Here is a 25,412-nt window from a genome sequence, read left to right on the forward strand (position 1 = left end):
TGAAGAAGGGTGCAGATGAGCGTGCATCAGCACTCGATAATGTTGACCGCCAAACCGCCACGGGCGGTTTCCTTGTATTTGCTTTTCATGTCGGCGCCGGTCTGGCGCATGGTGCGAATGACTTTGTCGAGGGAGACGAAGTGTTGCCCGTCACCCCGCATGGCCATGCGCACGGCATTGATCGCCTTGACCGAACCCATTGCATTGCGCTCGATGCAGGGCACCTGCACCAGCCCGCCAATCGGATCGCAGGTCAGGCCGAGGTTGTGTTCCATGCCGATTTCGGCGGCGTTTTCCACTTGCTGCACGGTGCCGCCGAGGACTTCGCACAAGGCACCGGCGGCCATGGAGCAGGCTACGCCGACCTCACCCTGACAGCCGACTTCGGCGCCCGAGATCGAGGCGTTTTCCTTGTACAAAATGCCGATCGCTGCTGCGGTCAGCAGAAAGCGCACAACGCCGTCGTCGTTCGAGGCCGGGATGAAGCGCATGTAGTAGTGGAGCACCGCGGGAACGATTCCCGCTGCACCATTGGTGGGCGCCGTCACGACGCGCCCGCCGTTGGCGTTTTCTTCGTTGACGGCCAAGGCGTAGAGGTTGACCCAATCGAGCACCGACAGCGGGTCGCGCAAGGACGATTCCGGGTTCTTGCACAACTGCCGATACAGCGCCGCGGCCCGGCGTTTGACCTTCAAGCCACCGGGCAGGATGCCTTCGTTGCGGCAGCCAGCGGCGACGCAGTCCTGCATGACCTGCCAGATCTTCAACAGGCCGGCGCGGGTTTCCGCTTCGGGGCGCCAGGCGCTTTCGTTGGTCAGCATCACCTGGCTGATGGACAAGCCGTAGGTGGCGCAATGCCCAAGCAGTTCCTTGGCGGTTTTGAAGGGAAAGGTCAGGGGCGTGGCGTCTTCGACAATGCGGTCAGCGCCGGCGGCGTCTTCATCGACGACAAAACCACCGCCGACCGAGTAGTACTCGCGGCTGCGAATTTGCAGGCCCGCTGCGTCGAATGCACGGAAAATCATGCCGTTGGGGTGGTAAGGCAACGGTTTGCGAATCATCGCCAGGTGTTCTTTCTCGTTGAACGCAATGCTGTGTTCGCCAAGCAGGTTCAAGTGTCCGCTGCCGCGAATGGCTTGCAAGCGTGCGGCGACGGTTTCGGTATCGACCGTGTCCGGGTGCTCGCCTTCCAGGCCGAGCAGCACGGCTTTATCGCTGCCGTGGCCTTTACCGGTGGCGCCCAGCGAGCCGTACAACTCGACTTTGACGCAGGCGGTCGCGGTCAGCAGTTCTTCTCGGCGTAAGCCTTCGACGAAGCGCGCGGCGGCGCGCATCGGGCCGACGGTGTGGGAGCTGGAGGGGCCGATACCAATCTTGAACAGGTCGAACACGCTTAACGACATGAGGTTCTCCGGTTTCTTGTTATTAGAGGATCGACAGCAATCCTGAATCGGCCTCGATCCTGTAGGAGCTGGCTTGCCAGCGATGGCGGTGTGTCAGGCAACATGTGTGTCGGCTGATCCTCCGCAATCGCTGGCAAGCCAGCTCCTACAGGGGGGTGTGGCGACGTTGAGGGGGGGCGGATGAGTCCGCCCCCTCATTCGTTTAAGCGTAGCTTTCGATCGACGGGCAGGCGCAGACCAGGTTGCGATCGCCGAACACGTTGTCGACACGACCGACCGGTGGCCAGTACTTGCCTTCGATCAGCGAGGCAACCGGGTACACCGCTTGCTCGCGGCTGTACGGGTGCGACCACTCGCCGACCAGCTCCGCCGCGGTGTGCGGGGCGTTTTTCAGTGGGTTGTCGTCCTTGTCCAGGGTGCCGTTTTCCACTGCGCGGATTTCTTCGCGGATGCGGATCATGGCGTCGCAGAAGCGGTCCAGTTCTTCCTTGGATTCACTTTCGGTCGGCTCGATCATCAGCGTGCCCGCTACCGGGAACGACATGGTCGGCGCGTGGAAACCGAAGTCGATCAGGCGCTTGGCGACGTCATCGACGCTGATGCCGCTGCTGTCTTTCAGCGGACGCAGGTCGAGGATGCACTCGTGCGCCACCAGGCCGTTGCTGCCGGTGTACAGCACTGGGTAGTGCTCTTCGAGACGACGGGAAATGTAGTTGGCATTGAGGATCGCCAGCTGCGAAGCGCGCTTCAAGCCTGCGCCGCCCATCATGCGAATGTACATCCAAGTGATCGGCAAAATACTTGCGCTGCCGAACGGTGCCGCGCAGACCGCGCCTTCCTTGCGCTCCATCTGGGCGTGGCCCGGCAGGAACGGAGTCAGGTGCGATTTCACGCCGATCGGGCCAACGCCCGGGCCGCCACCGCCGTGCGGGATGCAGAAGGTTTTGTGCAGGTTCAGGTGCGAAACGTCGCCGCCGAACTTGCCCGGTGCGCAGAGGCCGACCATGGCGTTCATGTTGGCGCCGTCGATGTACACCTGGCCGCCGTTGTCGTGAATGATGCCGCAGATCTCGCGGATGCCTTCTTCGAACACGCCGTGGGTCGACGGGTAGGTGATCATCAGCGCGGCAAGGTGTTCGCGGTGCTCGATGGCCTTGGCGCGCAGGTCTTCGATGTCGACGTTGCCACGGGCATCGCACGCGGTGACGACGACACGCATGCCAGCCATTTGTGCGGTGGCCGGGTTGGTGCCGTGGGCCGACGACGGGATCAGGCAGATGTCGCGACGGTCTTCGCCACGGCTCTGATGGTAGGCGCGAATCGCCAGCAGACCCGCATATTCCCCTTGGGAACCGGCGTTCGGTTGCAGCGAGATCGAGTCGTAACCGGTGGCAGCGCAGAGCATCGCTTCCAGTTCATCGGTCAGTTGCTGGTAACCGGCGCTTTGCTCGGCCGGGGCGAACGGGTGCAGGGCGCCGAACTCAGCCCAGGTCACCGGAATCATCTCGCTGGCAGCGTTGAGCTTCATGGTGCACGAACCCAGCGGGATCATGGTGCGGTCCAGGGCCAGGTCCTTGTCGGCGAGCTTGCGCAGGTAGCGCATCAGCTCGGTTTCCGAGTGGTAACGGTTGAACACCGGGTGGCTGAGGATTGGCGACTGGCGTACCAGCGCAGCCGGGATCGTGCTGACGGCCGAAGCGGCGAGGGCAGCGAAGTCCGGCAGGGTTTTGCCGTTGGACAGCAAGGCCCACAAGGTTTCAACGTCGGCCTGGGTGCTGGTTTCGTCGAGGGACAGGCCCAGACGCTCAGCGTCGACCACGCGCAGGTTGATCTGTTGGGCGCGTGCCTGCTCATGCAATTTGGCGGTGTCGGTGCCGGTGGCCACGGTCAGGGTGTCGAAGAAGTTTTCCTGTTCGACGTTCAGGCCCAGAGCGGTCAGGCCGTTGGCCAGGATCGCGGTCAGGTGATGCACGCGGTTGGCGATCTGGGTCAGGCCTTTAGGGCCGTGGTACACGGCGTACATGCTGGCGATGTTGGCCAGCAGCACTTGCGCGGTGCAGATGTTGGACGTGGCCTTCTCGCGGCGGATGTGTTGCTCGCGGGTCTGCATCGCCAGGCGCAGGGCCGGCTTGCCGAAACGGTCCACGGAGACACCGACCAGGCGGCCCGGCATGTCACGTTTGAACGCGTCCTTGGTGGAGAAGTAAGCCGCGTGCGGGCCACCGAAGCCCAGTGGCACGCCGAAGCGTTGCGCACTGCCGATGGCCACGTCGGCACCGAATTCGCCCGGCGGGGTCAGTACGGTCAGGGCCAGCAGGTCGGCGGCCACGGCCACCAGCGCGTTGGCGGCGTGGAAGCGTTCGGTCAGTTCGCGGTAGTCGAACACATCACCGTTGCTCGCCGGGTATTGCAGCAGCGCGCCGAAGAACGGCGTCACGTCGCTCAGTTCGCGCTCGTCGCCGACCACAACGTCGATGCCCAGTGGCTCGGCACGGGTGCGCAGGACGTCGAGGGTTTGCGGGTGGCAATGCACGGAGGCGAAGAACTGGTGGCTGCCCTTGTTCTTGCTCAGGCGTTTGCAGAAGGTCATGGCTTCGGCAGCGGCAGTGGCTTCGTCGAGCAAGGAGGCGTTGGCGATCGGCAGGCCGGTGAGGTCGCTGATCAGGGTCTGGAAGTTCAGCAGCGCTTCGAGACGGCCTTGGGAAATTTCTGGCTGATACGGGGTGTAGGCGGTGTACCAGGCCGGGTTTTCCAGCAGGTTGCGCAGGATCGGCGACGGCGTGTGGGTGCCGTAGTAACCCTGGCCGATGAAGGTCTTGAACAGCTGGTTTTTGCCGGCGATGGACTTGATCAGCGCCAGGGCTTCAGCTTCGCTGAGGCCGTCTTCCAGGCCCAGTACGCTGGTGCCCTTGATGCTGTCCGGAATCACGCTGGCGCTCAGGGCTTCCAGCGAGTCGAAGCCCAGGCTGTTGAGCATGGCTTGCTCGTCGCCGGCGCGCGGGCCGATGTGACGGGCGATGAATTCGTTGGCGGTACTTATGTTTACAGCGGCAGGATTAATCTGGGTCATGTCAGTGCTCCTCAGGCTTCGGCTTGGGCTTTGATCAGGCGGTCGTAGGCGTCTTGATCCAGCAGTTGGCCGACAGCGGCGGCATCGGCAGGCTTGAAGCGGAAGAACCAGCCTTCGCCCAGCGGATCTTCGTTGACCAGTTCAGGGCTGCTGTCCAGTGCCGGGTTCACTTCCAGCACTTCGCCGTCGAGCGGCATGTACACGCCGCTGGCGGCTTTTACCGACTCCACGGTGGCGGCTTCAGCGCCTTTGTCGTAGGACTGCAGTTCAGGCAGTTGTACGAAAACCACGTCGCCCAAGGCGTTTTGTGCGAAAGCGGTGATACCGACTGTGACGCTGCCGTCAGCTTCGGTGCGCAGCCATTCGTGATCTTCAGTAAAACGCAACTCGCTCATGGAAACTCCTAAAGGGGCCAGACTCGTCTGGTGGACGCGATTGAATGCTTGGGCGATGCCCTGATTTATGAGGGGTTACTTAGCAAAATCGCGGCCAATGTTATTTTTTCTTTATAAATCAATTGGTTATTTGTTTTTTCGGAAAGCTGAGAAGGGCTGGCTGTAGCGAAATCGCTACAGCAAGGAGAGAAGAAAAAAGCTGAGGTGGATCAAAGCCTTGCACAGCGCTGATCAGAGAGGGGTGTAGCGATATCGTTCCGCTGTAGCGCTTTCAGTACAGGTGGAGGTCGTTTTTGAATCGCTTCCGGATTTGATACCCGACCTTGTAGGAGCCGGCTTGCTGGCAATGGCGATTTCGAAGACGCCATCGCCAGCAAGCCGGCTGCTACGGGGCGGGGGTGTTTGTCTGGAGGCGGTCACGGCTTGTTGGGAATGCCGTACTTGCGCAGTCGATGGGCTATCGCCGTGTGGGAGGTTTGCAGGCGGTTGGCCAGTTGGCGGGTCGAGGGGTAGCTGACGTAGAGTTTTTCCAGCAGGGTTTTCTCGAAGTCGTCCATGGCCTGCTCCAGGCTGTCGACGTCGTGATCGCCCTGACGCGCGACCGAGGTGCCGGCGATGTCGAGGTCGCCGATGTCCACGAGGCTGCTTTCGCAAATCGCTGCGGCGCGAAAGATCACGTTCTGCAGTTGCCGTACGTTGCCCGGCCAACGGTTGCCGAGCAAGGCCGGATAGGTGCCCGGCGCCAGGCGACAGACCGGGCGCTGGATCTGCGCACAGGCCTGCTGCATGAAATAGCGGGCCAGCAGCAGAATGTCCTGACCGCGTTCGCGCAGCGGCGGCACTTCGACATTGAGCACGTTCAATCGATAGAACAGGTCTTCGCGAAACAAGCCTTCGCTGACCATTTTTTCCAGGTCGCGGTGGGTCGCGCTGAGAATCCGTACGTTGACCTTCACCTCGCGATCACCGCCCACGCGACGGAAGCTGCCGTCGTTGAGAAAACGCAACAACTTGGCCTGCAAGTACGGCGACATCTCACCGATTTCGTCGAGAAACACCGTGCCCTGGTTGGCCAGTTCCATCAGCCCCGGCTTGCCACCGCGTTGCGCACCGGTGAAGGCCCCGGGGGCATAGCCGAACAGTTCGCTTTCGGCGAGGTTTTCCGGCAGTGCCGCGCAGTTCAAGGCCAGAAACGGCGAGCTGTGCCGCGCACTGATGGCGTGGCAGGCCCGGGCCACCAGCTCCTTGCCGGTGCCGGTTTCGCCCTGGATCAACAGCGGTGCATCGAGGGCCGCCACCCGTTGGGCGCGGACCTTGAGCGTGCGGATCACCGGCGATTCGCCGAGCAGCGCATCGAAACCTTCGGCGTGGTCGTGGTGCAGGGCCGACAGTCGTTCGCCAATGCGATTGGGTTGATACAGCGTGAGCAAGGCGCCGGCGTCGGTGATTGGCGTGGCGTCCAGCAACAGGGTCTGGCCGTTGACCGTGATTTCCCGCAGCGGCAATCGAAAGCCGTGTTCGAGCAAGGCGTCGAGCAACGCCGGGTCGGCAAACAGCTCGGCGATGCTTTCGCCGGCCGGCTCGCGACCGTACAGGGCGATCAATGCCGGATTGGCCAGCAGCACTTTGCCGGCGCTGTCCAGTGCCAGCACCGGGTCGGTCATGGCCGCCAGCAATGCATCGAGCTGCAAGTGCCGGCGCTGACCGGGCAGGATGTCGACCACCGTCACCGCTTGCACACCGCGCACGCTGAACAGCGCATCACGCAGCTCTTCGAGAACTTCCGGGCTCAGGGTCGGGGCGTCGATGTAGACGTTGGGCGGGACCATTTCCACCGCATCCAGATTGAGATTGCGCCCACCGAGCAAGGCCAGGACTTCCTGGGTGATGCCGACGCGGTCGATGAAGCTGACGTGGATACGCATGGGGCGCTTTCGGATTCTGGAGTGCGGAGGGTGGCAAGTATGCCTTGGAGCAGGGGGTAAGGTGAAATCCGGCGCAGGACTTCAGGCCAACGATGATCCCTGTGGGAGCGAGCAGGCTCGCTCCCGCAGTGGATTGTGGTCGAGCACAGCCTGTGTGTTCGGGTTATTCGAAATGCTCGGGGTTTACCGGGTCGCCGGATTTCATATTCAACTGCTGCCGTATGTCTTCAAACATCAAATCGTAATGCTTGTGCACGGAGCCGATCTGGCTGTGCGTTTTCGGTATTCCGTACTTCTCGGCAATTCTTGTGACATCCCTGGCGAAGTTGTAGGCCTCCTCCTTGGGCAGGAAGAAGGGTTCTGACATGTCCTTGCCCTGAATGTTGCCATGCATGGTGAACTGAATGCCTTTTTCACCTTTGTCATTCTTGCTGACTTCATAGTCCAGGTGAATGTTGTAGCTGACATCATCCGGGGTCAGCGCATGACGTTCGATGTGCAAGTGACCTGGATCAAACTGTGCCATAGACGTCGCTCCTTATGAGTAAGTAATGCCAGGTGTCGCGGTGCTGATGCGCGTGCCAGCCTTGCCCTGGACGATCGCTTCGATGTCGGCGAGTGAACCGATCACCGCGACTTTCCCAGTATGGCGCGCGAATTCGCAGGCTGCCTGCACCTTCGGTCCCATGGAGCCCGCGGCAAAGCCGAGTTTTTCCATTTCGTCCGGGTGTGCCTGGGTGATGGATTTCTGGGTGGGTTTGCCAAAGTCGATGTACGCGGCGTTGACGTCGGTGGCGATCACCAGCAGATCGGCTTCAAGTTGTTCGGCCAGCAGCGCCGAGCACAGGTCCTTGTCGATCACCGCCTCGACACCTTCGAGCTTGCCCGGGGATGTGTACAGGGTCGGAATGCCGCCACCGCCGGCGCAAATCACGATGCTGCCTTTTTCCAGCAGCCACTTGATCGGGCGGATTTCGAAGATGCGTTTCGGTTTGGGGCTGGCGACCACGCGACGATATTTGTCGCCGTCCGGGGCGATGGCCCAGCCCTTTTCGGCAGCGAGTTTTTCAGCTTCGGCCTTGGTGTAAACCGGGCCGATGGGTTTGGTGGGATTCTGGAACGCCGGGTCATTGGCATCGACTTCGACCTGGGTCAGCAAGGTCGCGAACGGCACTTCGAAGTCCAGCAGGTTGCCCAGTTCCTGTTCGATGATGTAGCCGATCATGCCTTCGGTTTCGGCGCCGAGCACGTCCAGCGGATAGGGCGAAACCGAGGTGTAGGCAGCAGCCTGCAACGACAGCAGGCCGACCTGCGGGCCATTGCCGTGGGCGATGACCAGTTGATTGCCGGCGTGGATCTTGGCGATCTGTTCGGTGGCGATCCGGATGTTGGCCCGCTGGTTGTCAGCGGTCATCGGCTCACCCCGGCGGAGCAGGGCGTTACCGCCCAGTGCAACGACGATACGCATGGTGCATGTCCTTCTAAACAGAGAAAAGGCAAACGACTTGATCGCACTGTCGGAACTGGCCCCTTGTGGGAGCTAGCCTGCTAGCGATTGCGATCGATCAATCCATGATGATGGTGACTGACACATTGCAATCGCTGGCAGGCCAGCTCCCACATTGACCATGTTCAGTCAGTGAGAGCCAGGTCAGCCGTTACAGGTCAGCCAGCGTCGACACCAGAATCGCCTTGATGGTGTGCATGCGGTTTTCCGCTTGCTCGAAGGCAATGCAGGCCGGCGACTCGAAGACGTCATCGGTCACTTCGATGCCGTTCTTCAGGTTCGGGTACTGCTCGGCAATCTGCTTGCCGATTTTGGTGTCGCTGTTGTGGAACGCCGGCAGGCAGTGCATGAACTTGGTGCGCGGGTTGCCGGTGGCTTTCATCAGTTCGGCATTGACCTGGTACGGCAGCAATTGCTGGATGCGCTCGGCCCAGGCTTCCACCGGTTCACCCATGGATACCCAGACGTCGGTGTGGATGAAGTCCACGCCTTTGACGGCGGCTTTCGGGTCTTCGGTCAGCGTGATGCGCGCGCCGCTTTCTTCACCGTATTGTTTGCAGCGCGCCACCAGGTCGTCCAGGGGCCACAGGGCTTTCGGCGCGCAGATGCGCACATCCATGCCGAGCTTGGCACCGATCAGCAGCAACGAGTTGCCCATGTTGTTACGCGCATCGCCGAGGTAGGCGTAGCTGATTTCGTGGATCGGTTTGTCGGCATGCTCACGCATGGTCAACACGTCGGCGATCATTTGCGTCGGGTGGTATTCATCGGTCAAACCGTTGAACACCGGCACGCCGGCAAACTTGGCCAGTTCTTCGACGATCTCCTGTTTGAAACCACGGTACTCGATGGCGTCGTACATGCGCCCGAGCACGCGGGCGGTGTCCTTCATGCTTTCCTTGTGGCCGATCTGCGAAGAGTTGGGATCGATGTAGGTGACGTTGGCGCCTTGGTCATAGGCCGCGACTTCGAACGCACAACGGGTGCGGGTCGAGGTTTTTTCGAAGATCAGGGCGATGTTGTTGCCCTTGAGGTGCTGCTGTTCGGTGCCGGTGTATTTGGCGCGTTTGAGGTCGCGGGAGAGGTCGAGCAGGTAGCGCAATTCGCGAGGGGTGTGGTGTTCCAGGCTCAGCAGATTGCGGTTATGAATATTGAACGCCATTTTGGATCTCCTAAGGTGTCGGTTATCCCTTCGGCCCGCACTCGGTAAGGGCGGGCCGAAGTTAATAGGTTAGTAGTCAATCGGATCGCGGATGATCGGGCAGGTCATGCAGTGGCCGCCGCCGCGACCGCGTCCGAGTTCGCCGGCGCTGATGGTGATGACCTCGACCCCGGCCTTGCGCAGCAGGGTATTGGTGTAGGTGTTGCGGTCGTAGCCGATGACCACGCCCGGTTCCACGGCCACCACGTTGTTGCCGTCATCCCATTGCTCGCGTTCGGCGGCGAAGCTGTTACCGCCGGTTTCGACGACCCGCAAGGCCTTGAGATTGAGGGCCTGGGCCACGGTGTCGAGGAAGTTGGTGTCTTCGCGGCGGATGTCGATGCCACCGGGTTTGCTTTCGTCCGGACGCAGGGTGAAGGCGACAATCTGGTTCACCACTTCCGGGAAAATCGTCACCACGTCGCGGTCGCAGAAGCTGAACACGGTGTCCAGGTGCATGGCTGCACGGGATTTCGGCAGACCGGCGACGATGACTTTTTCCACCGCTTTGTTCTTGAACAGGTTGACCGCCAGTTGGCCGATGGCCTGGCGCGATGAACGCTCGCCCATGCCGATCAACACCACGCCATTGCCGATCGGCATCACATCGCCGCCTTCGAGGGTGGAGTTGCCGTGATCTTTGTCCGGGTCGCCGTACCAGATTTGGAAGTCGGCATTGGTGAATTCGGGGTGGAATTTATAGATCGCGGTGGTCAGCAGGGTTTCCTGGCGACGTGCCGGCCAGTACATCGGGTTGAGCGTGACGCCGCCGTAGATCCAGCAAGTGGTGTCGCGGGTGAACTGGGTGTTGGGCAGTGGCGGCAGGATGAAGCTGGAGTGGCCGAGAAACTCGCGGAACATCTGAATGGTCTTGCCGCCGAAAGTGTCCGGCAGATCATCGGCAGAGACACCGCCAATCAGGAATTCGGCGATCTTGCGCGGCTCCAGGCTGCGCAGCCAGGAACCTGTTTCATTGATCAGGCCGAGGCCGACCGAGTCGGCGGTGATCTTGCGCTCCAGAATCCAGTCGAGCGCTTCGGGAATGGCGACGATGTCGGTCAGCAGGTTGTGCATTTCCAGCACATCGACATTGCGTTCGCGCATCTTGGTGACGAAATCGAAATGGTCGCGCTTGGCCTGGGCCACCCACAGCACGTCATCAAACAGCAATTCGTCGCAGTTGTTCGGGGTCAGCCGCTGATGGGCCAAGCCGGGGGAGCAAACCATGACTTTGCGCAGTTTGCCGGCTTCGGAATGCACGCCGTACTTAACTTTTTCCTTGGTCATTTCAGTGATCCTCCAGAGGACAACACAATCAAATTACAGGGTCAGGAAGCCGTCATAGAGACCGTAGGCCGCCACCAGTGCGCACACGATCACCGCTACGAAAATCAGCTTCTCGACGTTGGTGAAAACCGGTTTGTTGAGTTCCAGCTTGGCCTTGGCGAACAGGATCGCGCCGGGGGCATAAAGCAGGGCCGAGAGCAGCAAGTACTTGATGCCGCCGGCATAGAGCAGCCAGATCGCGTAGATCAACGCGATGGCACCGATGATCAGATCCTTCTGCCGGTCACTCGCCGCACCTTCATAGGTTTCCCCGCGTACCGCCAGCAGCAGGGCATAGGCTGCCGACCACAGGTAAGGGACCAGGATCATCGAGGTGGCGAGATAGATCAGCGACAGGTAAGTACTGGCCGAAAACAGCGTAATGATCAGGAAAATCTGGACCATGGCGTTGGTCAGCCACAGTGCATTGACCGGTACCTGGTTGGCGTTTTCCTTGCGCAGGAACGCTGGCATGGTGTGGTCCTTCGCGGCGGCGAACATGATCTCCGCGCACAGCAACACCCACGACAACAGTGCGCCGAGCAGCGAGATGATCAGGCCGACGCTGATCAGCACCGCTCCCCACTTGCCCACCACGTGCTCCAGCACGGCAGCCATTGACGGGTTCTGCAGCTTGGCCAGTTCCGGTTGGGTCAGGATGCCCAGCGACAGCACGTTCACCAGCACCAGAATGAGCAGCACGGAGATAAATCCGATCACCGTGGCTTTACCCACATCACTGCGTTTTTCCGCACGTGCCGAGAAAATGCTCGCGCCTTCGATGCCGATGAACACCCATACGGTGACCAGCATCATGTTGCGCACCTGGTCCATCACGCTGCCCAGATCGGGGTTTTTCAGGCCCCAGATATCGGCGGTGAAGATGTCCAGTTTGAAGGCGAACACGGCAATCAAGATGAACAGCACCAACGGCACGATCTTGGCAACCGTGGTGACCAGGTTGATGAACGCGGCTTCCTTGATCCCGCGCAGCACCAACAGGTGAACCGCCCAGAGCAGGACGGATGCGCCGATCACCGCAGCCACCGTGTTGCCCTCCCCGAAAATCGGGAAGAAGTAACCCAGGGTGCTGAACAGCAAGACGAAATAGCCGACGTTGCCCAGCCAGGCACTGATCCAGTAGCCCCAGGCTGAAGAGAAGCCCATGTAGTCGCCGAAGCCGGCCTTGGCGTAGGCGTAGACACCACCATCGAGGTCAGGCTTGCGGTTGGCGAGGGTCTGGAACACAAACGCGAGGGTCAGCATGCCGACGGCGGTGATGGCCCAGCCAATCAAAATGGCGCCGACGTCGGCACTGGCAGCCATGTTCTGTGGCAAAGAAAAAATCCCTCCACCGATCATTGAGCCAACTACCAGGGCAACCAATGCACCTAGTCGAAGTTTTCCGGGAGCTTCCGACATTCCATTACTCCATTACAGGTGAAGAGGGTTAACAGCGTAGTTCTGTTTACAACTCAATCAGCTGACACAGATCAGTACATGCCTTTTTACAAAGAGGCTTCGGGCTGTAAGCCACGCACCGGTCTGTTTCCTGAAAGGCCCGTCCTAGAGGCTCTCTGTTTTTACTGCGAATGGATCCTATTGGGTGGCTTTATGACGCTAGTTCGTTTTCCTAGAGACGCAAACTTTCCCGCTCGATTAGATAAAGCAAATTGTTTTATTGACGACGCTGTTTAAAACTAATGATTATATGGACGGCGGTTTTTCATGATCCGTAAATACATGGCCTTAAATTGGCGATATCGACTATTCGTTATTACGCTTTACCTGTTTAGTTCATTGGTAACTAACCCGGTACAGGCCGAGCCATTGGAGGCGCATCGATGTCGCAAACCCCGCAAAAGCTTCGCCTGAGCGCGCTGATCGCGCTGGTGGTGGGTTCAATGATTGGCGGTGGGATCTTTTCCCTGCCACAGAACATGGCCGCCCAGGCCGATGCCGGTGCGATATTGATCGGCTGGGGGATCACCGCCGTCGGCATGCTGACCCTGGCTTTCGTGTTCCAGACCCTGGCCAATCGCAAACCGGAACTGGACTCCGGGGTGTATGCCTATGCCAAGGCTGGCTTCGGCGATTACATGGGGTTTTCCTCGGCTTGGGGCTACTGGATCAGCGCCTGGCTGGGCAACGTCGGCTACTTCGTGTTGCTGTTCAGTACGCTGGGGTTTTTCTTTCCGGTTTTCGGCGAAGGCAACACGCCGATCGCCATTGCCTGTGCGTCGGTGCTGTTGTGGACGGTGCATTTTGTGGTGATGCGCGGGATCAAGGAGGCGGCGTTCATCAACCTGCTGACCACGGTGGCGAAGATCGTGCCCTTGATCATGTTTATCGTGATTGCCGCGGTGGCGTTCAAGGCCGATGTGTTCACCCGGGACATCTGGGGGCGCAGCAACCCGAGTTTCGGTAGCGTGATGGACCAGGTGCGCAACATGATGCTGGTGACGGTCTTTGTGTTTATCGGTATCGAAGGCGCCAGTGTTTATTCGGCGCGGGCGGAGAAACGTTCGGATGTGGGCCGCGCCACGGTCATCGGTTTTCTCGGTGTGTTGGCGTTGCTGGTGCTGGTCAACGTGCTGTCGCTGGGCATCATGAGCCAACCGGAATTGGCCACCTTGCAGAACCCGTCGCTGGCGGCGGTGCTGGAGCATATCGTCGGCCCGTGGGGCGCGGTACTGATCAGCGTGGGCCTGGCAATTTCTCTGCTGGGCGCTCTGCTCTCGTGGGCGCTACTGTGTGCCGAGATCCTGTTCGCCACGGCGAAAGACAAGACCATGCCAGCGTTCCTGACCAAGGAAAACGCCAACCATGTGCCGGTCAATGCGCTGTGGCTGACCAACGTGATGATCCAGCTTTTCCTGCTGATCACGCTGTTTTCCGCCGGCACCTACACCAGCCTGATCTACCTGGCTTCGTCGATGATTCTGGTGCCGTACCTGTGGTCGGCGGCCTACGCGGTGCTGTTGAGCGGGCGGGGTGAAACCTATGAACACGCCTCGGCAGAGCGGACCAAGGATCTGCTGATCGGCGGCGTTGCCCTGAGTTACGCGGTGTGGTTGCTGTACGCCGGCGGATTGAAATATTTGCTGCTCTCGGCATTGCTGTACGCGCCGGGGGTGATCCTGTTTGCCAAGGCCCGGCAAGAACAAGGCAAGCCTGTGTTCACGCCCATCGAGAAGGGCATTTTTACTTGTGTCATCAGCGGTGCCGGGTTGGCGGCGTATGGGTTGTATAGTGGGGTGCTGAGGTTGTGAGGTTGTTGCTGATCGAGAACTTTTGTTGGTAGGTCTGGCGTCATCGCGAGCACGCTCACTCCTGCAGGGCATGCGCATAACCTATAGGAGCGAGCTTGCTCGCGATGGCAATGGCCCGGCTACCGCCACTGCGCGCGATGTGAACCCAATTCAGCGGCCGCCAGCGTCCACTGCAACGGCGTCCCGGTGATTTTCAGCGGCACATGCAAGCGATGCGCAGGCCCCCAGGGCGTTTGCTCAACCAGCATTCCCTGATCGCGTTCATCCTCCGCTCGTAACGGTTCGTCACTGCCGCGACCCTTCTCGATCAACAGCTTCGCGGTGCCCGCCAAGGACAGTCGCGCCGATCCACCCTGGCCGCTGCTCAAGCGCCCCATCAGCAGTTTGATCGCACTGGCTGCCATCAAATACCCGGTGGCGTGATCGAGCGCCTGAACTGGCAATGGCGTCGGTTTATCCGTCAGTTTCCAGCGCATGCCGGCCTCGGCAATTCCGCTGCTCATCTGCACCAGGCTGTCGAAGCCGCGACGATGCTGCCACGGGCCGCTCCAGCCATAGGCATTGAGGCTCACGTCGATCAGGCCGGGGGCCAGTGTTTGCCGTTCGCTGAGACCGTAGCCCAGCCGTTCGAGGGCATCGGCGCGGTAGCCGTGAAGGACGATGTCGGCGTCCTTGAGCAGGCTTTCGAACAGCGTACGGTCCGCTTTATCGTGCAGGTCCAGGCGAGCGCAGCGTTTGCCCAGGGTCATCTCCGGCACCACGCCCGGCTCGTTCCAGGTTGGCGGGTCGATGCGCAAAACGTCGGCACCCAGACCGGCGAGAAACCGGCTGGCGACGGGGCCGGCGAGCACGCGGGTCAAGTCCAGCACCTTGATCCCGGCCAGGGGTTGCGCGACCGAGCCTTGCCACACTGTGCCGTCATGGCTGCCGTGATGGCCGAACTGAATCAGCGGTTCTGCGTTGACTGCCCGGCCTTGGGGATGTGCCTGCCACTGTTCCCAAGTGCGCATTTCGGCGGCACAACCACCGGCATCGACCACGGCTTGTTCCAGATCGTGCTTGGCCCATTGCGCGACTTTGCTCTCTATCGCCGCACGGTCGGAGCTGGCGCCAAGCACGGATTGCGCCGCGGCACGGTGATGAGGAGCATTGGTGTGCAGACGGATCCAGCCATCCTTGGCCGCGTAATCACCGGCAATCGGGTCCCACAGCGGCGGAACGCTCCAGCCGACCGGGCGGATTGAACCGGAGAACCAGAACGAGGCCAGGCGTCGGTCGACTTCAATGGCGGGCAGGCGGCCGGTTTGTTGATTGAGCAATTCGCTGACAGCCTGTCCGGCAGCCGCGATGCTGGCGCAGGCCAGGTCGGTGACAGCAAACGCCGAGGGCAGGTCGCCGGTGGCGGTGAGCGGGATTGGCGTGTGTGGCAAGCCGAGTGCGGCTTGAATGGACGTGAGTAAATCAGTCATTGAAGGCCCTCCGGAACGAGAGGGCAGCATAGAGCATAAGAGCAAAAGATCGCAGCCTGCGGCAGCCCCTACATTGATTGGTGCAGGCGCTGCCGCAGGCTGCGATCTTTTAAGCGTCAGACCCGGAACTGATCCATCAACTTCATTTGATGGGTCGTCAGCGAGTTGAGCTGGCTGCTGATCTGCGCCGATTCAGTCGCCTGCCCGGTCAGGGTTTCGGTGACGGTGCGGATCGCCGAAACGTTGCGGTTGACCTCTTCGGCCACGGCACTTTGCTGTTCGGCGGCGCTGGCGATTTGCAGGTTCATGTCGCTGATCACGGTGACCGCGTCGCTGATTTTGCTCAAGGCCTGCACCGCCTGCTGGATCTGTCCGGCGTTACTGTGGGCCTGAGTCTGGCTTGAATGCATGGTGGCGACCACGCCGCGGGTGCCGCTCTGGATGCGTTCGATCACCAGGCGAATTTCTTCCACAGAGTCCTGGGTGCGCTTGGCCAGGTTACGCACTTCGTCAGCCACCACCGCAAAGCCACGACCGCTCTCGCCAGCGCGCGCAGCTTCAATCGCTGCGTTGAGCGCTAGGAGGTTGGTTTGTTCGGCGATGCTGCGGATCACTTCCAGCACCGAACCGATCTGCTCGCTGTTGACCGCCAAGGCCTCAACCTCGGTCACGGCCTTGCTGACTTCGTCGGCCAGTTGATTGATGTCGCGGGTGCTGCGTTCGATGATCTGCATGCCATCGCGGGCCGACTGATCGGCACCTTTGGCGGCGTTTGCCGCGTTCGATGCGCTGTTGGCGACGTCGTGGGCGGTGGCGCTCATCTCGTTGGAGGCAGTGGCGACCTGGTCGATTTCTCGGAACTGCACCTGCATGCCTTCGCTGGTCTGACGGGCGATTTCCGAAGACTGGTCAGCGGTGCCGCGTGCGTCGGTGATGCTTTGCTTGATCTGCGCGATGGTCGGTTGCAGCTTGTCGAGGAAGCGGTTGAACCAGCTCACCAACTCGCCCAGTTCATCCTTCTTGCTGTAGTGCAGACGCTGAGTCAGATCGCCGTCGCCACTGGCAATTGCCTTGAGCATGTCGGCCACGCTGTTGATCGGCCGGGTCACGCCCGAAGCGGTGAGCCACATCAGCAGCAAGCCGACCAGGCCGGCAATGATCGCCACCACCACGGCTTTGATCGTGCCGGTTTGCTGGGCGTCGTCGAGCACCGATTGCAGCTTCACCGAGTCCGCCAGCAACACTTGCTTGGGCAAGTCGATCACCACGCCCCAGGCCTTGGAATCGGCGATCGGGCTGACCGGGTACACCGCGCGGATCAGGTCGCCCTGCTGGAGAATTTTCGGTGCGCCGGTGCCGAGCAGTTGCAGCACATCCTTGCCATCCGCGCCCAGGGTATCGCCGATGTTTTTGCCCACTTTGCTGGCGTCGACGCTGTAGGCCGCCAACACGCCCGTGCCGGAGACGATCAGCATGTGCCCGGCGCTGTTGAACAGTTCACGCTGGGAGTCGACCGCTGCCGCTTGCAGGGCGTCGAGCGCGATGTCGATACCGACCACACCGATGGATTTGCCATCCACCAGCAGTGGTACGGAAATGGTGGTCATCAACATTTCCTTGTTGCCGACGGTATCGGCGTACGGATCGAGCAGGCAGGTACGCTTGCTGTCGCGAGGGCAGGTGTACCAGACGTTGTAGGGCGTACCGCTGAGGTTCTGGGTGGTTTTGGTCAGGTCCTCTTCGACCATGATCGTGTTCAGCGCTTCACCCCCGGCACGGCTCCAGTACGTGGCGAAGCGACCCGACTCGTTGGACTGACGGGCCGCGTCATTGGCGAACTCACTGTCCTTGCCGTCCAGGCCATCGGGTTCGAACGCCAGCCAGATCCCCAGCACTTTGCTGTTGCGCTCGAAAGCGGTTTTCAGAGTCTGGTTCAGATCCTCGCGTAACGCGCCGGCTTCAAGCGAACGCTTGGTGGCCTGGATGCGCATGTCGAGGATTTGGTCCGCGAGGGCGGTCACCACGGTCTGGGTTTCGCCGAATGTCTTCTGCACCCGCACGGCTTGTTCGGCGGCTTTGGCCTGGAGCAGGTTCTGCACACTGTCGGTGAGCATTCTGCTGCTGGAGTCGCTGACCAGCGCATCGTTCTGATTGGTCTGGTAGACGTTCACGCCTACGATCAACGTGACGACGCCGAGCAGGCACAGGCCGGAGAGCAGAACGACTTTCAGGCGGATGGAGAGTGAGTCGAACATGGGGCGAACTCGCGAATGGATGAAAGGTTGGCTGTGAGCCGCAGCGGCTCGATTCGCCAAATCCATTTAGCGCCATTCAATCCACATCGGCGTGGGGGCGAGTTTGCATGAGGGGCATGCCGACGAACGGTAATGGTTAAACGTTTGCGCGGGGAAATGTGCCGCAAAGGCGTGTAAAAACGGGGAAGTTACGGGTGTTGCCGCAGTGATTCCGGGCGCGACCAGATCCACACGTTGCCCATTCCCATCCCGACAATCGCCAGATAAATCGGCCAGCCGTGGTCGAGCATCACCAGCATGAGACCGGCACATAACAGCATGCTGACAGTGGCGCTGATTTTTGCCCGGCGCGCGATGATTCTGCCGTTGCGCCAGTTACTGAGGATGGGACCGAACAGCCGATGGTTTTCCAGCCAGGCACTCAAGCGTAGCGAACTCTTGGTCGCAGCCCAGGCGGCCAGCAGGATGAATTCGGTGGTCGGCAGACCGGGGATCACGATGGCGATCAGGCCGATGCCGAGGCTGACGTAGGCCAGCAGGCCGAAGAGGAGGCGGGAGAGTTTGGAGGCGGCGGGCATGGGCTCAGGGAATGGCTTTGAGACTTGATCGGGATCTTGCCAATTGGCACGGTCCCTGTAGGAGCGGGCTTGCCCGCGATAGCGGTGTATCAGTCGCCATCAATGTTGTCTGGGCTACCGTCATCGCGGGCAAGCCCGCTCCTACAGGGATTGCATTCAATCAGGCGACTTCCGGGGCGGTGGCGTAAGCCTGCTCCAACAACACCGTAAACCGGTTGAAGGCGTCGACGGCGGCTTTATCCAGCTCGGTTTCTTCCTCTGCGCTGAGCTCCAGCTCATCGAGGGTTTTGACGAAGCTTTTCCAGCCTTGCGCACGACCGCCGGCCGGTTCGCCCAGGTGACGGGCGCCGAAGGTTTCGCTCAAGCCCAGGCCTGTCGCACGCTTGATCAGGAACGCCGCACCCAGCTTCGAGCCCTCGGAAACGAACAGCCAGCCCAACGCTTGGGCCTTGCTCGGGTTGTTCACAGCACCTGCAACCGGCGCTGGAACTTCAGTGTCCAGGTCCGCCAGGTCGGCTTTGGCCGCTTCGGCACGGCAGCGAGCAGGCAAGTCCGGGACGATGGCGATCAGTTCTGCATCGTTGTACAGCGACACCAGTTCCGACTGGAACAGGTATTGCGCTACGACGAAGCGGGCGAAGTTGGCTTGGGTTTCAAATGGCGCGTGGGCTTTGACCAGGGCATCGAGTTGGGTGTGTGGCTCGTTGGTGACCTGGTTCAAGCGTTGTGAACGCAGGCTTGGGCGTTGAGCGGTGTCCTGAGTAGTCATGACAAATCCTTTGGAGGAAAAAGAGGCACTTGGTAACGAGACGAATCAGCACGGGGCGGACAGTAAAAAAACCTCACTGCGCCGCTGTATCAAGCCGCGCAGTGAGGTGCGTCCGGTCAGATATCCCAGATCAGGTTGACCGCGAAGTTGCGACCCGGCTGGGTCAGGCGATCAAGGTTGGCCGGTTGCGTCACCGAGGCTTCGCCGACGTTGTCGTAGCCGCGCACGTCATCCCACAGCCAGTACTTCTTGTCGGTCAGGTTGTAGATGCCGCCGCTGAGGGTGACGTCGTTGGTTACCTTGTAGAACCCGGTCAGGTCGAGGATGCCGAAGCCAGGCGTCTTGAACTGGCTGCTGACGCCGTCCGGCGACTTGAAGTTGCTGTCGTCGACGCGGTCCTTCTTTTTCACCAGCGTCCAGCTGAGCAAACTGCCGTAGTTATCCTGGTCGTAACCGAGACCAAACACGCCGGTCAGCGGGTTGACGCTATTGATCGGCTCGCCGTTGTCGTTGTTGCGACCGTAGGCATAGGCCACCGAGCCCTGGGTGTAGAGGCCTTGCGGAGCGCCGAAGGCATCGAGGTTCAGACGACCCTTGATTTCCGCGCCCTTGATGGTGGCGTGCTTGATGTTGGCGCTCTGGAAGGTCGGTTGGTCATAGCCCGGGGTGACAGCGTCTTCGTTAATGAAGTCGCGGTACTTGTTGTAGAACACCGCCATCTCGAATGAGCCCTGCTCGAAGTTGCCGCGCAGGCCAGTCTCGTAGCTTTGGCTTTTTTCCGGTTCCAGGTCCGGGTTCGGTTCCACACTGTAGCCGGCGGCGGTGTTATCGAAACGCCCGTACAACGCCTTCGCGGTCGGGGTGCGGAAGCCTTCGGCGTACTGGCCATACCAGGTGTAGTTTTCGGTCAGGGCGTAGGTCAGGCCGAACTTGGGCGAGACTTTGTGCCAGGTCTTGTTCTCGTCGCTGACGGTGCCACGACCATCGGCCGAGACGGTGTTGAGGAATTCCTCGGTGACGTCAGGTTTGAGTTGGGTGTAGTCGTAGCGCAGACCCGGCACGAAGGTCCAGTCGTTCCAGCTGATCTGGTCCTGGGCGAAGACGCTGTAGGTGTTGATGGTCGGGTCCGGGAAGTCAGAGGACTTTTTCAGCACGTCCGCTGCGCTGGTGGCACCGATGGCGGTGCAGCCGCGACCGATTGCCAGGCAGGTGCCGTTGCCGCTGCGCGAACCGGTGACTTTCTGTTGCTTGAGGGTGGTGCCGTACGTCAGCAGGTGCTCGGTATCGGCAATGCTGAAGGCTTTATCCAGTTGTGCGTCGAAGACCCACTGTTTCTCTTCGTAGATCGTGTCCCGGGTCCGCAATACCTTGCGGGTGATCGGGAAGTAGACTTCTTCGGTGCTCTGATCGGTCTTGGCGACCTGGTGGTTGAGGCTCCACTTGACGTTATCTGCCAGCAGGCTGTCGAGGGCGAAGCTGTGTTCCAGGCCGAAGCGTTCACGGGTAATGGTGTCGTTACCGGTACGCGACTGGTACATGCCGCCGGGCAGGATGCTGTCGGGGATGGTCGGGGCGCCCGCGAAGTAAGGTCCGCCATAGGCACTTTTCTGATCGGTATCGCGATCGTCCTTGTACTTCTCGTAGGTCAGGCCCAGGCGGGCGTCGTCCTTGTAGTTCCAGCCGACCTTGGCCAGCACGTTGCTGGTGCGCACGTCTTCCGGGTTGGCGGCGGTGCGGGTCAGGCCGGTGCTGTTGTTGCTGCCGTAGGATTCGGTTTCGTGACCGTCGCGCTGGCTGTAATGCAGCAGGCCGTCGAACTGATCGGCACGACCGGCGACGGTGGCGGATTTGAGCCAGCTTTCGTCAGCGGAGCTGTAACCGGTTTTCAGGCGTGCACCGACGTCCTGGCCAGGTTTGATGATGTCGTCCGGGTCGAGCGTGAAATAGCTGACCGCGCCACCGATGGCGTTGCTGCCGTAGAGCACGGAAGCCGGGCCACGGAGGATTTCCACGCGTTTGATGATTTCCGGGTCGACGTAGTTGCGCTGGGTCTTGGCATACGGGCCGTTGAAGAAACCGTTGGGGATCTCCACCCCGTCAATCTGGGTCAATACCCGGTTACCGTCGATGCCGCGGATGTTGTAGCCGCTGATTCCACCGCGGGTCCCGGCACCGCCCACGGAAACGCCCGGCTCGTAACGCACCAGATCCTTGATGGTATTGACGTTGTTGCGGTCCAGTTCTTCGCGTGTGTGGACGGTGACGGTGCTGGGCACGCTGTCCACCGATTGTTCCTGGCGGGTGGCGCTGATGGTGGTCTGTTGCAGGTTGAGCGCGCTGCCGGTGAGGCGACGTTCGAGCACGATGTTGTTGTTACCCAGTTTGCGATAGCTCAGGTTGGTCCCCACCAACAGGCGATCCAGGGCTTTTTCCGCAGGCAATGACCCGCTTACACCCGGCGAGGCGACGCCTTGCGCGAGCTCTGCCGGCAAGCCGACCTGCCAGCCTGTCACGGCGGTAAAGGCATTAAGTGCCGAGACCAGCGGCTGAGGCGCGATGGTGAACGCGTAGTCACCCATTTTGCGGGTCTGCTGTTCGGCGGCGCTAGCCGCCATCAGGGGTGCAGCACCGGCCATGAGGATGGCAGCGGTCAGCAGCGACAGCACGCGGGAAGGTGAAGAGGACTGGCGGGTAAGGCGAGAGGACATCGATAGCGCTCCGTGTCGCACGAATCTTTATAGGTGCTGATTGGCAGGTTTAGATGCGAATCAATTGCATTGGCTATAACGAGACGAACGGGAAACGGTTATCGAGTAAAAATAATTCTCATTCAGTTCAAGATCACCAGCGCCGGGAATTCCTTCACCCGTGCGGAAGTGATGTGAGCCAGCGAGCGAACCACGTCCAGCGGCTGATCGAGCCGGTAATTGCCGGTCACGGCAACATCGGCCAACTGTTCGTTGTTATTGATGATCCAGCCCGGATAGTAACGACCCAGTTCCGCGAGCACCTGGCTCAGCGGGCAGTTTTCAAACACCAGGCGACCCTGGACCCAGGCCAGGTCGGTGGCGGCATCCAGTTTGGCCGGGCGGTCGAAGCCGTTGGGGCCGATACGGATACTTTCCCCGGCGGTCAGGCGGACTCGTGCGTCGTCACGGGTGGCGCGCAGGTCGACATCGCCGCGCTGCACGCGAACCTGCGTCACGCCATCAAGATAACGCACGGCAAATGCCGTATCGCGAACGCTGGCGGTGACCAGGCCCGCGTTGATTTCCAGCGGTTGACCACGATGGGGCTGCACCTCGAAGAACGCCTCGCCCTGATACAGACGCGCTACGCGTTGCTTGTCGTTGATGGTGCTGGAGAACGCCGAGTTGGTGTTGAGCAGGACTTTCGAGCCGTCCTCCAGTTGCAGGCGCTGGCGTTCGCCCACCACGGTCAGGTGGTCGGCTTGCAGGCGCATGGGCAGATTGCTGAAGCTGAACAGGCCAAGGATCAGCACGGCGGCGGTGGCCAACGGTTTCCAGTGCGGGCGCAGACGTGACAGTACGCTGACTTTGGCCGGGCGGGCCGCCAGGCTTTGCGCGCATTGCGTGACTTGCGGGCCGTTCCAGATCGCCTGGGCCTTGGCGAATGCGTCGGCATGCGCCGGGTCCGCCGCGAGCCATGCATGGAACTGGCGCGTTTGTTCTTCGCTCGGGCTGTCCAGCACGATCAGCCAGTCCAGGGCCTGGTCCATCGCGTCTGCAGCAGCCTGCGCCGGTGAGGGCGAAGGGGAGCGGTGGGTGTCCGTCACGGTGTTTCCTCGGCAGTGTCTACGCACGGCTGTTTTTTTAGTGAAGCTAAAAAGAGCGGCAAGGGTAGCCCTGATGAGCAAAACCGTCGAGCCGCGGCCGACTCAGCGGCCGTTTGACCGCTCGGCTACGCCGATACAAATCGTCATGATCAGTTTCAGCTCCTTCTGCACTGTGCTCAGCGAAACGCCGAGTTTTTCGGCGATCTCAAGATAGCTGTGACCGTGCAGGCGGCTGAGGATGAAAATCTGCTGCTGGCGGGAGCTGAGTTGACTGAGGCGCACGTTCAGACGCTCGAGCAGTTGTTCGGCATGGGCGGCGTCTTCGGCGCTGCTGGCTGGCGCGGCGACACTTTGCACCACGTCCACCGGCACGTCCTCGACCATGGTCCGCGCATGGATGCGGCGCGCACGCAAATGGTCCAGTGCCAGATTGCGGGCGGTCTGGAAGACAAAGGGTTCAAGATGATCGATAGCCCGTTCACTCAGCGCGCGCGTTACTCGCAAGTAGGTCTCCTGCAAGAGGTCTTCGGCGGTGCTGTGATTGTTGACCATCCGCTCCAGCGTGCGCAGCAGAGAGACCCGCTGGGTGATGAAGACGTCGTTGAAGCGCGATTGACTCACGGGAGGCCCTGATCCATTTTGAGCGAATGATAATGCTTATCATCCGCTCGTATGGTCAAGTACTGATTTGTGAAGGGTTATGCGCGACCCTGCAAGTAGGTCGCGTAATCGGGAATACGGTGCGAGTGCGCCTGCTCCATCATCGGGCTGCTGAGCAGGTAGTCGGCGCTGCATTCGTTGCACGCAACCGGAATGTTCCACACCGCCGCGACCCGCAGCAGCGCCTTGATGTCCGGGTCGTGTGGCTGCGGTTCGAACGGGTCCCAGAAGAACACCAGCATGTCGACCCGTTGCTCGGCGATTCGCCCGCCGAGCTGTTGGTCACCGCCCAGTGGGCCGCTGATCATGCTTTCTACCGGCAGGTCGAGACGTTGTTGCAATAACAAACCCGTGGTGCCAGTGGCGACGAGCTCATGCCGGGCGAGGCGGTCTTTCTGCCGCTCGGCCCAGTCCAGCAGAAACATCTTGCAGTGGTCATGGGCGACCAGGGCGATACGCTTGCGCGCGTCCAGGGTTTTTTGCGTAAAGCTGATACCGATCATGGGGTGTTCCACAGGCGATTCCGAGGACGCCATCACCAGCAAGCCGGCGTCTACAAGAATGCGTCGTATGCAAATCCTGTAGGGGCCGGCGTGCTCGCTATAGCGATCTTATGTCCGCACACTTATTCGGCGTTGCACAACGCCAGGCAGTTATCGAGCATGCGGTTGGAGAAGCCCCACTCGTTGTCGTACCAGGCCAGTACCTTGAGCAGCTTGCCGCTGGACTTGGTGTGGTTGGCGTCGAAGATCGACGACAGCGGATTGTGGTTGAAGTCGCTGGAGACCAGCGGCAGGGTGTTGTAGCCGAGAATCTTCGAATGCTGGCTGGCTTGCTTGAGCAGTGCGTTGACTTCTTCGGCACTGGCTTCTTTTTTCAGCTGCACGGTCAGGTCCACCAGCGATACGTTGATCACCGGTACGCGCACGGCCATGCCGGTCAGTTTGCCGGCCAGTTCCGGCAACACCAGGCCTACCGCTTCAGCGGCGCCGGTCTTGCTCGGGATCATGTTCTGGGTAGCCGAACGGGCGCGGTACGGGTCGGTGTGGTAAACGTCCGTCAGGTTCTGGTCGTTGGTGTAGGCGTGAATGGTAGTCATCAAGCCGCTTTCGATGCCCAACTCGCGGTGCAGCACCTGGGCCACCGGGGCCAGGCAGTTGGTGGTGCACGACGCGTTGGAAATAATCTGGTGCGACTGGCGCAGAATGTCGTGGTTGACGCCATACACCACCGTCGCGTCGGCGCCTTTGGCCGGGGCCGAGATGATGACTTTGCGTGCGCCGGCCGTAATATGCGCGGCGGCTTTGGCACGGTCGGTGAACAGACCGGTGCATTCGAACACCACATCAATCTTTTCCGCGGCCCATGGCAGGTCGGCCGGATTGCGAATCGCACTGACAGCAATGCGGTCACCATTGACGGTCAGGCTTTCCTGATCGTGCTGGACATCGGCGTCGAACGTGCCATGAACGGTGTCGTACTTGAGCAAGTGCGCGTTGATTGCGCTGTCTCCCAGATCGTTGATGGCGACGATCTGCAGATCCTGACGGTAGCCCTGGGTATAGAGTGCGCGCAGGACGTTACGGCCGATCCGGCCAAAACCATTGATTGCGATTCGAAGAGTCATTTATCAGCGCTACCGTCGTTTTGTTGTTGGAATTACAAGATTATTCGCAAAAAAATAGAAAACAAGCCTTTTTGATGGCAATATTTTGTTCAATCTACAACGAGTGACCTGAATCAACTGGTCCAACCGATCAAGAAAACCGTCTGTCATCCCATCGAC

19 protein-coding genes are annotated in these 25,412 nt (G+C 60.6%); 1 reads left to right on the forward strand and 18 read right to left on the reverse strand.

The window, feature by feature from the left end:
* Window positions 1–26: 26 nt before the first annotated feature.
* The 9 genes from KHO07_RS06185 to arcD (KHO07_RS06225) form a co-directional block, all read right to left on the reverse strand.
* Window positions 27–1,403 carry an L-serine ammonia-lyase gene (locus KHO07_RS06185; protein ID WP_212626712.1) on the reverse strand — a complete coding sequence of 459 codons (1,377 nt, stop codon included), beginning with the start codon at window positions 1,401–1,403 and terminating at the stop codon, window positions 27–29.
* A 202-nt stretch (window positions 1,404–1,605) separates the two neighbouring features.
* Window positions 1,606–4,473 (reverse strand): aminomethyl-transferring glycine dehydrogenase, encoded by a 2,868-nt coding sequence (gcvP, locus tag KHO07_RS06190; RefSeq protein ID WP_212626713.1) that lies wholly within the window; start codon window positions 4,471–4,473, stop codon window positions 1,606–1,608.
* Between the two features lie 11 nt (window positions 4,474–4,484).
* Window positions 4,485–4,868, reverse strand: coding sequence for a glycine cleavage system protein GcvH (gene gcvH / locus KHO07_RS06195; protein WP_046819590.1), 384 nt, complete (start codon window positions 4,866–4,868; stop codon window positions 4,485–4,487).
* 416 nt (window positions 4,869–5,284) lie between these two features.
* On the reverse strand, window positions 5,285–6,793 hold the full coding sequence (locus KHO07_RS06200) for a sigma-54-dependent transcriptional regulator (protein WP_150733685.1): 1,509 nt from the start codon (window positions 6,791–6,793) through the stop codon (window positions 5,285–5,287).
* Window positions 6,794–6,956: 163 nt separating this feature from the next.
* On the reverse strand, window positions 6,957–7,319 hold the full coding sequence (locus KHO07_RS06205; protein WP_150733684.1) for a DUF5064 family protein: 363 nt from the start codon (window positions 7,317–7,319) through the stop codon (window positions 6,957–6,959).
* 12 nt (window positions 7,320–7,331) lie between these two features.
* Window positions 7,332–8,261, reverse strand: a complete 930-nt coding sequence (gene arcC / locus KHO07_RS06210) for a carbamate kinase (protein WP_150733683.1) — start codon at window positions 8,259–8,261, stop codon at window positions 7,332–7,334.
* Window positions 8,262–8,451: 190 nt separating this feature from the next.
* A complete protein-coding gene (locus tag KHO07_RS06215; RefSeq protein ID WP_150733682.1) occupies window positions 8,452–9,462 on the reverse strand; it encodes an ornithine carbamoyltransferase in 1,011 nt (336 codons plus the stop codon).
* A 69-nt stretch (window positions 9,463–9,531) separates the two neighbouring features.
* Window positions 9,532–10,788 carry an arginine deiminase gene (arcA, locus tag KHO07_RS06220; protein ID WP_150733681.1) on the reverse strand — a complete coding sequence of 419 codons (1,257 nt, stop codon included), beginning with the start codon at window positions 10,786–10,788 and terminating at the stop codon, window positions 9,532–9,534.
* A 33-nt stretch (window positions 10,789–10,821) separates the two neighbouring features.
* Window positions 10,822–12,249 (reverse strand): arginine-ornithine antiporter, encoded by a 1,428-nt coding sequence (gene arcD, locus KHO07_RS06225; protein WP_075945426.1) that lies wholly within the window; start codon window positions 12,247–12,249, stop codon window positions 10,822–10,824.
* A 422-nt stretch (window positions 12,250–12,671) separates the two neighbouring features.
* Between arcD (KHO07_RS06225) and arcD (KHO07_RS06230) the strand changes: the two genes are divergently transcribed.
* Complete coding sequence (gene arcD / locus KHO07_RS06230) at window positions 12,672–14,099, forward strand: arginine-ornithine antiporter (RefSeq protein ID WP_212626714.1); 1,428 nt, start codon at window positions 12,672–12,674, stop codon at window positions 14,097–14,099.
* Between the two features lie 119 nt (window positions 14,100–14,218).
* Here the strand turns inward: arcD (KHO07_RS06230) and KHO07_RS06235 are convergent, their stop codons facing one another.
* The 9 genes from KHO07_RS06235 to gap all read right to left on the reverse strand — a co-directional run bounded on the left by KHO07_RS06235 (window position 14,219) and on the right by gap (window position 25,253).
* Complete coding sequence (locus tag KHO07_RS06235; RefSeq protein ID WP_212626715.1) at window positions 14,219–15,568, reverse strand: CoA transferase; 1,350 nt, start codon at window positions 15,566–15,568, stop codon at window positions 14,219–14,221.
* A gap of 116 nt (window positions 15,569–15,684) precedes the next feature.
* A complete protein-coding gene (locus KHO07_RS06240) occupies window positions 15,685–17,823 on the reverse strand; it encodes a methyl-accepting chemotaxis protein (protein ID WP_212626716.1) in 2,139 nt (712 codons plus the stop codon).
* A gap of 188 nt (window positions 17,824–18,011) precedes the next feature.
* Window positions 18,012–18,401, reverse strand: coding sequence for a YbaN family protein (locus KHO07_RS06245; RefSeq protein WP_212626717.1), 390 nt, complete (start codon window positions 18,399–18,401; stop codon window positions 18,012–18,014).
* Window positions 18,402–18,561: 160 nt separating this feature from the next.
* Window positions 18,562–19,170: a biliverdin-producing heme oxygenase gene (locus tag KHO07_RS06250; RefSeq protein ID WP_212626718.1), complete on the reverse strand. Its 609-nt coding sequence runs from the start codon at window positions 19,168–19,170 to the stop codon at window positions 18,562–18,564.
* Window positions 19,171–19,286: 116 nt separating this feature from the next.
* Window positions 19,287–21,878: a TonB-dependent receptor gene (locus tag KHO07_RS06255; protein WP_150733675.1), complete on the reverse strand. Its 2,592-nt coding sequence runs from the start codon at window positions 21,876–21,878 to the stop codon at window positions 19,287–19,289.
* A 122-nt stretch (window positions 21,879–22,000) separates the two neighbouring features.
* A complete protein-coding gene (locus tag KHO07_RS06260; RefSeq protein WP_150733674.1) occupies window positions 22,001–22,966 on the reverse strand; it encodes a FecR domain-containing protein in 966 nt (321 codons plus the stop codon).
* 102 nt (window positions 22,967–23,068) lie between these two features.
* The gene (locus KHO07_RS06265) at window positions 23,069–23,587 is read right to left on the reverse strand and encodes an RNA polymerase sigma factor (protein WP_212626719.1); all 519 of its coding nucleotides are present in this window, start codon (window positions 23,585–23,587) and stop codon (window positions 23,069–23,071) included.
* A 77-nt stretch (window positions 23,588–23,664) separates the two neighbouring features.
* Complete coding sequence (locus tag KHO07_RS06270; RefSeq protein WP_212626720.1) at window positions 23,665–24,129, reverse strand: methylglyoxal synthase; 465 nt, start codon at window positions 24,127–24,129, stop codon at window positions 23,665–23,667.
* 122 nt (window positions 24,130–24,251) lie between these two features.
* Window positions 24,252–25,253 carry a type I glyceraldehyde-3-phosphate dehydrogenase gene (gene gap / locus KHO07_RS06275; protein ID WP_150733671.1) on the reverse strand — a complete coding sequence of 334 codons (1,002 nt, stop codon included), beginning with the start codon at window positions 25,251–25,253 and terminating at the stop codon, window positions 24,252–24,254.
* Window positions 25,254–25,412: the final 159 nt, after the last annotated feature.

It is taken from the genome of Pseudomonas sp. PP3 (assembly GCF_905336995.1).
Taxonomy (GTDB): Bacteria; Pseudomonadota; Gammaproteobacteria; order Pseudomonadales; family Pseudomonadaceae; genus Aquipseudomonas; species Aquipseudomonas reinekei.

Coding starts and splice junctions, on each gene's coding strand:
- KHO07_RS06185 (WP_212626712.1), bottom strand. CDS start 1,403: ATGTCGTTAAGCGTGTTCGACCTGTTCAAGATTGGTATCGGCCCCTCC.
- gcvP (WP_212626713.1), bottom strand. CDS start 4,473: ATGACCCAGATTAATCCTGCCGCTGTAAACATAAGTACCGCCAACGAA.
- gcvH (WP_046819590.1), bottom strand. CDS start 4,868: ATGAGCGAGTTGCGTTTTACTGAAGATCACGAATGGCTGCGCACCGAA.
- KHO07_RS06200 (WP_150733685.1), bottom strand. CDS start 6,793: ATGCGTATCCACGTCAGCTTCATCGACCGCGTCGGCATCACCCAGGAA.
- KHO07_RS06205 (WP_150733684.1), bottom strand. CDS start 7,319: ATGGCACAGTTTGATCCAGGTCACTTGCACATCGAACGTCATGCGCTG.
- arcC (WP_150733683.1), bottom strand. CDS start 8,261: ATGCGTATCGTCGTTGCACTGGGCGGTAACGCCCTGCTCCGCCGGGGT.
- KHO07_RS06215 (WP_150733682.1), bottom strand. CDS start 9,462: ATGGCGTTCAATATTCATAACCGCAATCTGCTGAGCCTGGAACACCAC.
- arcA (WP_150733681.1), bottom strand. CDS start 10,788: ATGACCAAGGAAAAAGTTAAGTACGGCGTGCATTCCGAAGCCGGCAAA.
- arcD (WP_075945426.1), bottom strand. CDS start 12,249: ATGTCGGAAGCTCCCGGAAAACTTCGACTAGGTGCATTGGTTGCCCTG.
- arcD (WP_212626714.1), top strand. CDS start 12,672: ATGTCGCAAACCCCGCAAAAGCTTCGCCTGAGCGCGCTGATCGCGCTG.
- KHO07_RS06235 (WP_212626715.1), bottom strand. CDS start 15,568: ATGACTGATTTACTCACGTCCATTCAAGCCGCACTCGGCTTGCCACAC.
- KHO07_RS06240 (WP_212626716.1), bottom strand. CDS start 17,823: ATGTTCGACTCACTCTCCATCCGCCTGAAAGTCGTTCTGCTCTCCGGC.
- KHO07_RS06245 (WP_212626717.1), bottom strand. CDS start 18,401: ATGCCCGCCGCCTCCAAACTCTCCCGCCTCCTCTTCGGCCTGCTGGCC.
- KHO07_RS06250 (WP_212626718.1), bottom strand. CDS start 19,170: ATGACTACTCAGGACACCGCTCAACGCCCAAGCCTGCGTTCACAACGC.
- KHO07_RS06255 (WP_150733675.1), bottom strand. CDS start 21,878: ATGTCCTCTCGCCTTACCCGCCAGTCCTCTTCACCTTCCCGCGTGCTG.
- KHO07_RS06270 (WP_212626720.1), bottom strand. CDS start 24,129: ATGATCGGTATCAGCTTTACGCAAAAAACCCTGGACGCGCGCAAGCGT.
- gap (WP_150733671.1), bottom strand. CDS start 25,253: ATGACTCTTCGAATCGCAATCAATGGTTTTGGCCGGATCGGCCGTAAC.